13 protein-coding genes are annotated in these 12,763 nt (G+C 64.0%); 9 read left to right on the plus strand and 4 right to left on the minus strand.

Features of this window, described 5'->3' with window-relative positions; all coding sequences use genetic code 11:
* The 3 genes from JQ631_RS03075 to JQ631_RS03085 are packed head-to-tail and all read right to left on the minus strand — an operon-like array spanning window position 1 to window position 3,126.
* Entirely contained in the window at window positions 1-912 is a 912-nt protein-coding gene (locus tag JQ631_RS03075; RefSeq protein WP_212323923.1) for an NAD(P)-dependent oxidoreductase, read from the minus strand.
* A gap of 12 nt (window positions 913-924) precedes the next feature.
* The gene (locus tag JQ631_RS03080) at window positions 925-2,175 is read right to left on the minus strand and encodes a Zn-dependent hydrolase (RefSeq protein ID WP_212323924.1); all 1,251 of its coding nucleotides are present in this window, start codon (window positions 2,173-2,175) and stop codon (window positions 925-927) included.
* A 33-nt stretch (window positions 2,176-2,208) separates the two neighbouring features.
* Entirely contained in the window at window positions 2,209-3,126 is a 918-nt protein-coding gene (locus JQ631_RS03085; protein WP_212323925.1) for a LysR family transcriptional regulator, read from the minus strand.
* A gap of 119 nt (window positions 3,127-3,245) precedes the next feature.
* On the opposite strand from JQ631_RS03085, the gene JQ631_RS03090 reads away from it, so the two are divergent.
* The 6 genes from JQ631_RS03090 (at window position 3,246) to JQ631_RS03115 (ending at window position 8,868) form a co-directional block, all read left to right on the plus strand.
* A complete protein-coding gene (locus JQ631_RS03090; RefSeq protein WP_212323926.1) occupies window positions 3,246-4,061 on the plus strand; it encodes a putative hydro-lyase in 816 nt (271 codons plus the stop codon).
* A 91-nt stretch (window positions 4,062-4,152) separates the two neighbouring features.
* Entirely contained in the window at window positions 4,153-5,397 is a 1,245-nt protein-coding gene (locus tag JQ631_RS03095; protein WP_212323927.1) for an ABC transporter substrate-binding protein, read from the plus strand.
* A gap of 181 nt (window positions 5,398-5,578) precedes the next feature.
* Window positions 5,579-6,457, plus strand: coding sequence for a branched-chain amino acid ABC transporter permease (locus JQ631_RS03100; protein ID WP_212323928.1), 879 nt, complete (start codon window positions 5,579-5,581; stop codon window positions 6,455-6,457).
* A complete protein-coding gene (locus JQ631_RS03105) occupies window positions 6,457-7,452 on the plus strand; it encodes a branched-chain amino acid ABC transporter permease (protein ID WP_212328469.1) in 996 nt (331 codons plus the stop codon). The genes JQ631_RS03100 and JQ631_RS03105 overlap by 1 nt, the downstream gene beginning before the upstream one ends.
* Complete coding sequence (locus JQ631_RS03110) at window positions 7,449-8,180, plus strand: ABC transporter ATP-binding protein (RefSeq protein WP_212323930.1); 732 nt, start codon at window positions 7,449-7,451, stop codon at window positions 8,178-8,180. The genes JQ631_RS03105 and JQ631_RS03110 overlap by 4 nt, the downstream gene beginning before the upstream one ends.
* Complete coding sequence (locus JQ631_RS03115; protein WP_212323932.1) at window positions 8,164-8,868, plus strand: ABC transporter ATP-binding protein; 705 nt, start codon at window positions 8,164-8,166, stop codon at window positions 8,866-8,868. Before JQ631_RS03110 ends, JQ631_RS03115 begins: the two co-directional genes overlap by 17 nt.
* Before the next feature lie 110 nt (window positions 8,869-8,978).
* On the opposite strand, the gene otnC is transcribed toward JQ631_RS03115, so the two are convergent.
* Window positions 8,979-9,653 (minus strand): 3-oxo-tetronate 4-phosphate decarboxylase, encoded by a 675-nt coding sequence (gene otnC, locus JQ631_RS03120; protein ID WP_212323934.1) that lies wholly within the window; start codon window positions 9,651-9,653, stop codon window positions 8,979-8,981.
* Window positions 9,654-9,758: 105 nt separating this feature from the next.
* Between otnC and ltnD the strand changes: the two genes are divergently transcribed.
* The 3 genes from ltnD to otnK are packed head-to-tail and all read left to right on the plus strand — an operon-like array spanning window position 9,759 to window position 12,738.
* Complete coding sequence (gene ltnD / locus JQ631_RS03125; RefSeq protein ID WP_212323936.1) at window positions 9,759-10,676, plus strand: L-threonate dehydrogenase; 918 nt, start codon at window positions 9,759-9,761, stop codon at window positions 10,674-10,676.
* A 14-nt stretch (window positions 10,677-10,690) separates the two neighbouring features.
* Entirely contained in the window at window positions 10,691-11,473 is a 783-nt protein-coding gene (gene otnI, locus JQ631_RS03130; RefSeq protein WP_212323938.1) for a 2-oxo-tetronate isomerase, read from the plus strand.
* Window positions 11,470-12,738 carry a 3-oxo-tetronate kinase gene (gene otnK, locus JQ631_RS03135; RefSeq protein ID WP_212323947.1) on the plus strand — a complete coding sequence of 423 codons (1,269 nt, stop codon included), beginning with the start codon at window positions 11,470-11,472 and terminating at the stop codon, window positions 12,736-12,738. The genes otnI and otnK overlap by 4 nt, the downstream gene beginning before the upstream one ends.
* Window positions 12,739-12,763: the final 25 nt, after the last annotated feature.

Genomic DNA, 12,763 nt, shown 5'->3' on the forward strand with positions numbered 1-12,763 from the left:
TTATCCTTTCACGATCCGGCGGCAATGGACCCATGCCGCTTCAATCAGGTTCTCGCTCGCTTCCGGTGTCCGGAACGCCGAATGCGCCGACAGCGTCACGTTCGGAATCCTGGTCAGCGGATGGTCCGCCGGCAGCGGCTCGATGTTGAAGACATCGAGGCCGGCATGGCGGATGTGGCCGGACTTCAGCGCATCGATCATCGCCTGCTCGTCGACGATGGCCCCGCGGGCCGTGTTGATGAAGACGACGCCCGGTTTCATCTTTGCGATTGTCTCGCGTGTGATCATGCCGCGCGTTTCGTCGTTGAGCAGCAGGTGCAGCGACACGACGTCGCTTCGCGCCAGCAACGTGTCGAGATCGGTGAACTCGACGCCGGGATGGGTCTTCGGCGAGCGATTCCAGGCGATTACCTTCATGCCGCTGCCGGCCGCAATGCGCGCGACCTCGGCGGCGATTCCGCCGAAGCCGATCAGGCCGAGCGTCTTGCCGGTGAGCTGCATGCCGTCCTCACGCAGCCAGTTACCGGCGCGCATCTCGCGGTCCATCATCGCGATGACGCGCGCGGAAGCCCACATCAGCGCGATCGCGGATTCTGCCACGGCCGTGTCGCCATAGCCCTTGATCAGATGCACGGAGATGCCGAGCTCGGCGAGTTCCTCCGGGTTCATGTAGCTGCGCGCGCCCGTGCCGAGAAACACGACGTGCTTCAGGCCTTTGCATTTCTTCGCAACGTCGGTCGGCAGTGCGGTGTGATCGACGATCGCGATCTCGGCGCCGTCGAGGATCTCGGGATATTGCTCCGGCCTGATATCGGGATCCCGGTGGATCCGCACCTTGGGATCGCCAGGCCTTTCCAGCCGCTCCATGATCACGGCAAGCGCTTCATTGGCGTCGACGAAAACTCCGCGCATGTCTGTCTCCGATCAGGACGCGACGCCGGCGATCGCCAGCACGGTATGCATCAGCACATTGGTGCCCGCGGCGCAGTCGCCCTGCGTGGCATCTTCCAGCTCGTTGTGGCTGATGCCGTCCTTGCACGGCACGAACACCATCGCTGCGGGAATGACCGTGTTGAGGTTGCAGGCATCGTGGCCGGCGCCGGAGGTGATGCGGCGGGAGGAATAGCCGAGTGTCTTCGCCGCGTTCTCGACGGCTGAGATCAGCTTGGGATCGAAATGCGTCGGCGGCTTGCGCCAGACGAGATCGATATTGACCTCGACCTTGCGACGGGCCGCGATCTCGGCGATGGCGGCGCGCAGGTCGCGGTCGAGCGCATCCATGATGGTGCCATCGGCGCTGCGGCAGTCCATGGTGAAGGCGATCTCGCCGGGAATGACGTTGCGTGAGGGATTTGCGATCACGGCCTCGCCGATGGTGCCGACCGCCTTCGGTCCATGCTTGCTGGCGATCGCCTCCATCGCCAGCACGATCTCGGAAAGCGTCGCCAGCGCATCGCGCCGCAGCGGCATCGGTGTCGAGCCCGCATGACTCTCGAACCCGGAAATCCTGCCATCGTACCAGAGCACACCCTGGCCGGAATCGACCACTCCGATGGTCTTGCCTTCCGCCTCCAGGATCGGGCCCTGCTCGATATGCAGCTCGACGAAGCAGCCGAGCTTCTGGAAACCGACCGGCTTGTCGCCGCGATAGCCGATGCTGTCGAGCGCCTGGCCAACCGTCGTGCCCTCGATATCCTTGCGCGAGAGAATGTCGTCGGTGGTGAAATCGCCGACATAAGCCGCAGAGGCCATCATTGCCGGCGCAAAGCGCGAGCCTTCCTCGTTGGTCCAGTTGACGACGCAGATCGGCGCTTCGGTCTCGATACCGGCGTCGTTCAGCGTCCGGATCACCTCGAGCGCGCCGAGCGTGCCCAGAATGCCGTCATACTTGCCGCCAGTCGGCTGGGTATCGAGATGAGAGCCGATACCAACGGGCAGCTTCGACATGTCGCGGCCCTTGCGCAGGCCGAACTGCGAGCCGAGCGCATCGGTATGCACTTCGAGGCCGGCGTCCTCGCAGGCCTTCCGGAACCAGTCACGAACCTGCTTGTCTTCGCTACTCAGGGTCAGCCGCCGCACACCGCCTTTGGCCGTCGCGCCGAATTGCGCGGTCTCGTGGATGGCGCCCCAGAGACGGGCGGAATCGATTTGCAGGTTGGTTGCGGCTCGGCTCATGCGTTTAGTCTCTCATCTTATCCGGCGCCTTTTTCAATGACGCGCCAGCACGGGCGCGTCAACCGCGAGGCTGCTCTGCGCAATCTGACATGCAAGCTCGGCCACGCGCTGCACCGCGACGACGTCAGGCGAGGCGAGCCAGCTTGCCGTGAACGTCAGCGGCGCGATCTCCAGATCGGTATCGAGCAATTGCAGCCGGCCGTCGGCGAGCTCGTTCTCGACGATGGCGTCGGGGATCACGGCGATGCCGAGGCCTTCGACCGCCATGTGGATGACGGTCGCGAGCGAAGCCGATGCGTGGAGACGGATTGGGGGGAGTTCGGGCCGATCGAATACCTCGCGCACGACCTCGTAGGGCTTGGTTTTGCGCGGGAAGGTGATGATCGGAAACCGCGCGAGATCGGCGGGCGTTACCGGGCCATGGCCGAGCCCGAGTGATGGGCTGGCGAGAAAGCCGATCGGATAGTCGGCGAGCATGCGGTTGTGCACGCCCGAGGCCGACAGCGGCCCGACCACGAAAGCCAGCTCGATCTCCTGTGCGAGCAGTCGCGCGGTAAGGTTCGGCGTGATGTCGACCTCGATCTCCAGCGACAGGTTCGGGTAGATCTCGTTGACGCTCTTCACCAGCCGGGGCAGCCAGGTGTGCACGATGGTCTCGGCGACACCGAGCCGCATCACGCCGCGCATCGCCGAACGATCGCCGATCTCGGCCATCATCGCGGCGCGGAGGCCGATCAGCTTCTCGGCATAGACCATCATTTGCCGACCGCTCGGGGTGGGCGAGGCGAAACGATGATCGCGGTTCAGGAGCTTCACACCCATCTCGCGCTCGAGCTGGGCAATGCGCTGGGAGATCGCCGGCTGGGTCGTATTCAGACGGGCCGCGGCGCCTCGGAAGCTCCCAAGCTTCACGACCCAAAGGAAGGTTTCGATCGACCTGAAGTCCAGCATTGGAAGGATTTTCCCGATCGATAAAATAGTTTTATCGATATCGATTAGAAAGGACGATTAGACTTTATAGTATGCTTGATGTTGGCTAGGCTTGTCGAGTTCATAGGCAGGTCGATCAAATGACTGTTTTGGTGGCAGTGCAGCAAGCTGAAACGCCCGACACGCTCCCGAGTCGTCAGGCGAGGCTTGCCTATCGCGGCGGCCAAGTCGGTTCGACCGCGGGCGTTGCCCCCGGCTTCGTCCAAGGCAATCTGGCGATCCTGCCGGCGGAATACGCCGGCGCCTTCCATCGCTTCTGCCAGCTCAATCCGAAACCTTGCCCGATCATCGGCATGTCCGACGTCGGCAGCCCGCACATCCCCGCGCTTGGCGCCGATCTCGATATCCGCACCGACGTGCCGCGCTATCGCGTCTGGCGCGACGGCGAGGTCGTCGACGAGCCGACCGACGTGAAAAAGCACTGGCGCGACGACCTCGTTACCTTCGTGCTCGGCTGCTCATTCTCCTTCGAGGAGGCGTTGCTCGACGAGGGTATGCCCATCCGTCACATTGAAGAGAATGTGCGCGTGCCGATGTACCGCACCAACATCGCCTGCGGCGCGTCAGGTCCGTTCGCGGGGCCGATGGTCGTCTCGATGCGTCCATTCAAGCCGGCGGATGCGATCCGCGCGGTGCAGATCACCTCGCGCTATCCCGCCGTGCACGGTGCACCCGTGCATCTCGGCCATCCGCATCTGATTGGCATCAAGGACATCGCCAGGCCCGACTATGGAGATCCCGTATCTGTCGCAGATGACGAGATTCCGGTATTCTGGGCCTGCGGCGTGACGCCGCAATCGGTGATCAATGCTGCAAAGGTACCATTCGCAATCACGCATTCGCCCGGCCTGATGCTGGTGACAGATCTGAAGAACAGGAATATGGCCGTGATCTAGTGAGCAGCATTTGCTGCTTCTTCAGGCTTTACGCTCTCGACCAATCGCCTCATTCGATACACACAAAAAATCAGTAACAGGGGACTCTGCCATGACGATCTCTCGCCGCGACGTTCTGCTCGGTGCTACCGCCACTGCTGCGCTGGTGCCGCTCGCTGCTCGTGCCCAGGCTTCCGAAGTCGTGATCGGCGTGATCTACCCGTTCTCCGGCGGCAGCGCGCAGCAGGGCGTCGATGCGCAGAAGGCCTATGAGACCGCGCTCGAGGTCATCAACAAGGACAGCGATTTCGATCTGCCGCTGGCGAAGGGCGAGGGCCTGCCGGGCCTCGGTGGCGCCAAGGTGCGCCTCGTGTTCGCCGACCACCAGGCCGATCCGCAGAAGGGCCGTGCAGAAGCCGAGCGCCTGATCACGCAGGAGAAGGTCTGCGCCATCATCGGCACCTATCAGAGCGCGGTCGCGGTCACCGTCAGCCAGATCTGCGAACGCTACCAGATCCCGTTCGTCTCCGCCGACAACTCCTCGCCGAGCCTGCATCGCCGCGGCCTCAAATATTACTTCCGTGCCGCCCCGCATGACGAAATGTATTCGGCCGCGATGTTCGACTTCTTCGACGCCATGAAGAAGAAGGGCACCAAGATCGAGACGCTGTCGCTGTTCCACGAGGACACGATCTTCGGCACCGATTCCGGCAACGCCCAGTCAAAGATCGCCGGCGAGCGCGGCTACAAGATCGTCTCCGACATCAAGTATCGCGCCAATTCGCCCTCGCTCTCGGCCGAGGTGCAGCAGCTCAAGACCGCCAACGCCGACGTGCTGATGCCCTCGAGCTACACCACCGACGGCATCCTGCTGGTCAAGACCATGGCCGAGCTCGGCTACAAGCCCAACGCGATCGTGGCGCAGGACGCGGGCTTCTCCGAGAAGGCGCTCTATGACGCCGTCGGCGACAAGCTCGAAGGCGTGATCTCGCGCGGCACCTTCTCGCTCGATCTTGCACAGAAGCGTCCGATGGTCGGCAAGGTCAACGACATGTTCAAGGCGAAGTCGGGCAAGGATCTGAACGATCTCACCTCGCGCCAGTTCATGGGCCTGATCATCCTCGCGGACGCCATCAACCGCGCCAAGTCGGCCGATGGCGAGAAGATCCGCGATGCACTGGCTGCGACCGACATCCCGGGCGAGCAGACCATCATGCCGTGGAAGCGCGTGAAGTTCGACGAGATGGGCCAGAACAACGACGCAAATCCGGTGTTGCTGCAATATGTCGGCGGCAAGTTCGTCACCATTTTCCCGCCGCAAGCCGCGATTGCGGAGGCGACCTGGCCGATGAAGTAAGCGATCCGGTTGGGGACCAAGGCGCTGTGGGGCGCAGTACCGTCAAGCTGCTCCCACACCGTCATTGCGAGAAGCGAAGCGACGAAGCAATCCAGACTGCTTCCATGGAGACATTTCTGGATTGCTTCGCTTCGCTCGCAATGACGAAGCCTGTCGTGACGTTTCGAACGGGGGACTAGAGGTGACAGCCCAAGCCATTATCCAAAGTCTCGCGAGCGGCCTGCTCATGGGCCTGCTCTACGGACTGATCGCGGTCGGCCTTGCGCTGATTTTCGGCCTGATGGACGTCGTGAACTTCGCCCATGGCGAGTTCCTGATGATCGCGATGTACGTGTCCTTCTTTCTGTTCACCTTCTTCGCCATCGATCCCTTGCTATCGGCGCCGCTGGTCGCCGCCGCGCTGTTCGTGTTCGGGGCGGTGGTCTATCTATTGATCGTACGTTTCGCCATGCGGGCCAAGGCCAATGCCGGCATGGTGCAGATCTTCACCACTTTCGGCCTTGCCATCGTGATGCGCGGGCTGGCGCAGTTCTTTTTCACGCCGGACTATCGCAGCGTTCCGCATTCCTGGCTCGGCGGCAAGACGATCTCGATCGCCGGCATCTTCCTGCCAGAGCCGCAGCTGATGGGCGCGCTGGTCTCGATCCTGGCCTTTGCCGGACTCTACTTCTTCATCAACCGCACCGATTTCGGTCGCGCCCTGGAGGCCACCCGTGAGGATCCCGGCGCGGTCGCGCTGGTCGGCATCGACAAGAATCGCGTGTTCGCGCTCGGTTGGGGGCTCGGCGCCGCGCTCGTCGGCCTCGCCGGAGCGATCATGGCAAGCTTCTTCTACATCTATCCGGATGTCGGCGCGTCCTTTGCGCTGATCGCCTACGTGACCGTCGCGCTCGGTGGCTTCGGCAGCGTGTTCGGCGCCTTTGCCGGTGGCATCGTTGTCGGCCTGGTCGAGGCGATGACTGCCCTGATGCTGCCACCCTCGCTGAAGTCGGTCGGCATCTATGCGGTGTACTTGCTCGTCGTCTTCATCCGGCCGCGTGGCCTGTTCGGGTCGATATGATGGACAAGAATTTCGCCGCGCGGCGCCGCCGCGACCTCATCATCGCCGCGGTCCTGGTCGCACTGGCCGCGCTCGCGCCGCTGTTCGTCAAGGACGTCTACGTCCAGAACATCCTGATCCTGACCCTGATGTATGCGGCGCTGTCGCAGAGCTGGAACATCCTGTCCGGCTATTGCGGGCAGATCTCGCTCGGGCATGCGCTCTATTTCGGCATCGGCGCCTACACCACCGAGCTGCTGTTCACCAAGTTCGGCGTGTTGCCCTGGTTTGGCATGCTCGCCGGCGGCATGATCGCGGCTGCGATCGCGATGGGGCTCGGCTACCCCTTCTTCCGGCTGCGCGGCCATTACTTCGTGATCGCGACCATCGTCATCGCCGAGATCGGGCTGCTGCTGTTCCAGAACTGGGAATGGGCCGGAGCCGCGATGGGGATCACCATTCCGGTGCGCGGCGACAGCTGGGTGAAGTTCCAGTTCCTGCGCAGCAAGCTGCCGTACTTCTATTTCGCGCTGGCGCTGTGCAGCCTCGCCTGGTTCGTCACCTGGTGGCTGGAGGATTCTAAATGGGGCTTCTGGTGGCGCGCGGTGAAGGACAATCCGGAAGCGGCTGAAAGCCTCGGTGTGGTCGTGTTCAATTCCAAGATGGGCGCGGCCGCCGTCTCTGCTTTCCTCGTGGCCGTCGGCGGCGCCTTTTATGCGCAGTTTCTCGCTTATATCGACCCCGAAAGCGTCATGGGCTTCCAGTTCTCGCTGCTGATGGCGCTGCCTGCCGTGCTCGGCGGCATCGGCACCCTCTGGGGACCGGTGTTAGGGGCGGCCATCCTGATCCCGATGACGGAGCTGACGCGCTCCTATATCGGCGGCTCCGGTCGAGGCGTCGATCTCATCGTCTATGGCGCGCTGATCGTGGCGATCTCGCTGGCACTGCCGCAAGGTCTGGTGAGCCTGTTCTCCCGTTCGAAAGCCAAGAATCAGGCAAAGGGGGCCACGCGATGACCGCGCTCCTTGAAACCCGAAGCGTCTGGCAGCGGTTCGGCGGCCTCGTCGCCAACAGCGACGTGTCGATCTCGGTTGGTCGCGGCGAGATCGTCGGCCTGATCGGCCCCAACGGCGCCGGCAAGTCGACACTGTTCAATCTCATCGCCGGCGTCTTGCCGCCGACGCAAGGTTCGATCTGGTTCGATGGCGAGGACGTCACGAGGCTGCCGGCAGCCGAGCGCTGCCAGCGTGGCGTTGGTCGCACCTTCCAGGTGGTCAAGAGCTTCGAGACCATGACCGTGATCGACAATGTCATCGTCGGTGCGCTCGTGCGCAACACCGTGATGCGCGAAGCCCGCCGGAAGGCGCACGAGGTCCTGGAGTTCACCGGCCTTGCGGCGCGCGCCGACGTGCTCGCCAGCGATCTCGTGCCGGCCGAAAAGCGCCGTCTCGAGGTCGCCCGTGCGCTCGCGACCGAACCAAAGCTGCTGCTGCTCGACGAAGTCCTCACCGGCCTCACGCCGACCGAGGCGCAGACCGGCGTGGCGCTGGTGCGCAAGGTGCGCGATGCCGGCATCACGGTGCTGATGGTCGAACATGTCATGGAGATCGTGATGCCGCTGGTCGATCGCGCCATCGTGCTCGACCTCGGCAAGGTGCTGGTCGAGGGCAAGCCCGCCGACGTCGTCCGCGATCCCAAGGTGATCAAGGCATATCTGGGAGATCGTCATGCTGTCGGTGCATGAAGTCACGACCGCCTATCAGGGCCTGGTCGCGATCTCCGCGATCAGCATCGAGGTCACCAAGGGCGAGATCGTCTGTGTCGCCGGTGCCAACGGTGCCGGCAAGTCGACGTTGCTGAAGTCGATCGCCGGTGCGGAGCGTCCACGCTCGGGCACCGTGACCTTCGACGGCAAGCGGCTCAACGGCATGGCTCAGCATCACATCACGGCGGCCGGCATCGCCTATGTACCGGAGAATCGCCGCCTGTTCCCACGCCTGTCGGTGCGGGACAATCTGCGCCTCGGCAGCTATCTCTATCGCGGCGGGGCGGATCGCGAAGAACCGCTCGATCTGGTCTTCAAGCTGTTTCCGCGTCTGTCCGAACGGCTCGAGCAGCGCGCCGAGACGCTCTCCGGCGGCGAGCAGCAGATGCTCGCCATCGGCCGCGCGCTGATGACGCGCCCGCGGCTCTTGATGCTGGACGAGCCTTCGCAAGGCATCATGCCCAAGCTCGTCGACGAGATTTTCCAGGCGGTGAAGCTCATCCGTGATTCCGGCATGACCGTGCTGATCGTCGAGCAGCGCATGGCCGAGTGCCTGGAGATCGCCGATCGCGCCTACATCCTGCAAACCGGCCGCGTGCTGATGCAGGGCCCGGCCGCGGAGATCAGGGGCAATCCGGACGTGCGGAAGGCGTATCTGGGGCTATAGGTTTCAGCGTCATTGCGAGGAGCCCTTGCGACGAAGCAATCCAGAATTTCTCCGCGGAGAGACTCTGGATTGCTTCGCTGCGCTCGCCATGACGAGGAGGGAGCCGGGCGCTAATGCTCGTGCCCATGCTCCGGCAGCGTCAGCCCAAACACCTTCACGAGATCAGCCACCTGCTCGGGCGACAGATGCCGCGGGTTCAACCCTCGCAGCAGGAGATACAGCTTAGCCGTCTCCTCCAGCTCCTCCGTCGCGAATACGGCCGCTTCCAGCGTGTCGCCGGCGACGACTGGGCCGTGATTGGCGAGCAGCACCGATGAATATTTCCCGGCCAGCCCCTTGATCGCATCCGCGACTGCTGGATCGCCGGGGCGGTAATAGGGCACGAGCGCGGTGGCGCCGCATTTCATGAGGTAATAAGCCGTCATCGGCGGCAGCGCGGCGCGCGGGTCGATCTCGGGCAGCATCGAGAGCGCGACCGAATGGGTTGAATGCAAATGCACGATCGCGCGCGCACTTCCGCGCGTGTCATAGAGCGCAGTGTGCAGTGGAACTTCCTTTGTCGGCGCATCGCCGGAGACCAGGCGACCTTGCTCGTCCAGCCGCGACAGCTTTGAGGGATCGAGGAAGCCAAGCGAGGCGTTGGTCGGCGTCACCAGCCAGCCGCCGCCATCCAGCCGGACGCTGATATTGCCTGAAGAGCCAGGCGTCAGTCCGCGCTCGAACAGGGACCGTCCGAACCGGCAGATATCCTCGCGCAGCCTTGTCTCGTCGCTCATGGCCGTCATGCCTGCTTGTCTCACGCTTTGGCAGCGCGGCCAAGGCGTGTTATTCGAGGTTACGAGCCGCCGCAAAGGCCGGTCTGCCGGGAAACGTTCGCAAGGGTTAGTTGCATGTCCGCCTCCACGTCACAAAACCAGCGCATCGCGGTCATCGGGCTCGGCTCGATGGGATACGGGATGGCGACTTCGCTGAAGCGCGCCGGGCACACCGTGACCGGCTGCGATGTTTCTGCCGATGCGGTCGCGCGTTTCGTCAAGGACGGCGGCGCTGGCGCGACAACGCCGGCCGAGGCGGCCAAGGGCGCCGACATCGTCGTCAGCGTCGTCGTCAACGCCGCCCAGACTGAAGCGATCCTGTTCGGCAAGGATGGCGTCGCCGAGGCCCTGCCGAAAGACAGCGTCTTCATCTCGTCCGCCACGATGGATCCCGACGTGGCCCGGCGCCTGGCAAAACAGCTGGAAGCGACCGGCCGGCATTACCTGGATGCACCGATCTCCGGCGGCGCACAGCGCGCCGCGCAAGGCGAGTTGACGATCCTCGCGTCCGGCAGCGCTGCGGCCTTCGCCAAGGCGCGCCCGGCGCTCGATGCCATGGCGGCAAAGCTCTACGAACTCGGTGATGCCGCGGGGCAGGGCGCTGCGTTCAAGATGATCAACCAACTGCTGGCCGGCGTGCATATCGCTGCCGCGAGCGAAGCGATGGCGTTCGCGGCCAAGCAGGGCCTCGACATCCGCAAGGTCTATGAGGTTATCACGGCCTCCGCCGGCAATTCCTGGATGTTCGAGAACCGCATGCCGCATGTGCTCGACGGCGATTACACGCCGCGTAGCGCGGTCGAGATATTTGTGAAGGATCTCGGCATCATCCAGGACATGGCACGTACCGCCAGATTCCCGGTGCCGGTCTCCGCCGCGGCCCTCCAGATGTTCCTGATGACGTCGGCATCAGGCATGGGGCGTGACGACGACGCCTCGGTCGCGCGGATGTATGCGCAGATCACCGGCGTCAAGCTTCCCGGCGACAAGTAAGAAGAGGATCTGCAATGCCCCGTTTCGCCGCCAACCTCTCGATGATGTTCACCGAGGTGCCGTTCCTCGACCGCTTCGATGCCGCCGCTCAAGCTGGATTCACCGCTGTCGAATTTCTCTTCCCTTACGACCACGCGGTCGAAGCGGTCGGCGAGCGCCTCAAGCGCAACGGCCTGACGCAGGCATTGTTCAACCTGCCGCCGGGTGACTGGAACGCCGGCGAGAAGGGCTTTGCCGCGTTGCCGGCGCGGTTCAATGATCTCAAGGCGAGCCTGGAAACGGCGCTGCCTTACGCCAAGGCCACCGGCGTCAAGCGGTTGCATTTGATGGCCGGCATCGCCAATCGCGGCGAGCGCGTTGCGATCGAGGCCTTCTACAAATCGGTGGCGTGGGCCGCCGAATTCTTCGCAGCGCATGGCATCGACATCGTGCTCGAGCCGATCAACGCGCGCAACGTGCCCGGCTACTTCCTCAATGATTTCGGCTTCGCGCGCGACCTGATCCAGGAGTTGCGGCTTCCGAACGTGAAGCTCCAGTTCGATATCTATCACTGCGGGATCATCCATGGTGACGTCACCATGCGGCTGCGCGAGATGATGCCGATCATCGGCCACATCCAGATCGCCAGCATTCCCTCGCGCAACGAGCCTGACGGCGAGGAGCTGAACTATCCGTTCCTGTTCGATGAACTCGACCGCCTCGGCTATGCCGGCTTCGTCGGCTGCGAATACAATCCGCGTGGCAAGACCACTGACGGCCTCGCCTGGTTCAAGCCCTATGCGGGAGTGAAGCCGTGACCCTCGCATTGGGCTGCATTGCCGACGACTACACCGGCGCCTCCGATCTCGCCAACACGCTGACCCGCGCGGGCCTGCGCACCGTACAGACCATCGGGGTGCCGGCCTCCGACCTCGCATTGCCCGAGGTCGACGCCGTCGTGGTGTCGCTGAAGAGCCGTTCGATCGAGGCGGGGCTTGCCGTGTCGCGCTCGCGCGAGGCAGAGAGATGGCTGCGTGCTCGCGGCGCGGGCCATGTGCTGTTCAAGATCTGCTCGACCTTCGATTCCACCGCTTCAGGCAACATCGGTCCGGTGATGGACGCGCTGCGCGCCGAGGGCGTCGTGTTGGTGACGCCCGCTTTCCCGGAGACCGGCCGCACTGTCTATCAGGGCAATCTGTTCGTCGGCGCCGTGCCGCTGAACGAGAGCCCGCTCAAGGACCACCCGCTCAACCCGATGCACGATTCCAACCTGGTGCGCGTGCTGGCGCGCCAGAGCAGGACGCAGATCGGGCTCGTCGATCTCGCGACGTTGACGCGCGGGGCGGAGGCCGTACGGGCCCGGCTTGCCGAACTCTCGGGCAAGGGCGTCGGGGCCGCGATCGTCGACGCCGTGTTCGACCGCGACCTCGAGACCATCGGTCTTGTCGCCGCGGAACACAGGCTGTCCGTCGGCGCCTCCGGCATCGGCCTTGGGCTCGCCCGCGCGCTGGTGTCGACCGGCAAGGTCAAGTCGGCCGCGGCCAGCAGCGACCAGGGGGCCGCTGTTGGCGGACCGGTGGCGTGCCTCGCCGGCAGCTGCTCGCAGGCCACCTTGCAGCAGATCGCCAATGCCGAGCGCGTCATGCCGGTGCTTCATCTCGATACCGACCGTATTCTTACGGGGGCAAATGAAACGCAGCGTGCGCTGGACTGGGCGGGACAACGATTGGCCCAGGGACCAGTGCTGATTGCGTCGAGCGCGACGCCTGCTGACGTCGCCGCACTTCAGGCGCGGCACGGCCGCGACGCCGCAGGGCATGCGATCGAGCAGACGATGGCCGACATCGCCGAAAATCTCGTGAAATCAGGCGTGCGGCGACTGATCGTCGCGGGCGGTGAGACGTCCGGCGCGGTCGTCGATCGGTTGAAGATTCCCGGATTCCTCGTGGGGACAGAGATCGCTTCGGGCGTTCCGGTTCTGCGCGCGGTGGGGGCTGCGGCAGGTGAGATGCTGCTCGCGCTGAAGTCCGGCAACTTCGGCGGCCCTGAGTTTTTCTCGGATGCGATGAGGCTCATGCACTGAGCGCAGAGCATCCTTAGTCCCTCAT

The organism is Bradyrhizobium manausense, from assembly GCF_018131105.1.
Taxonomy (GTDB): Bacteria; Pseudomonadota; Alphaproteobacteria; order Rhizobiales; family Xanthobacteraceae; genus Bradyrhizobium; species Bradyrhizobium manausense_B.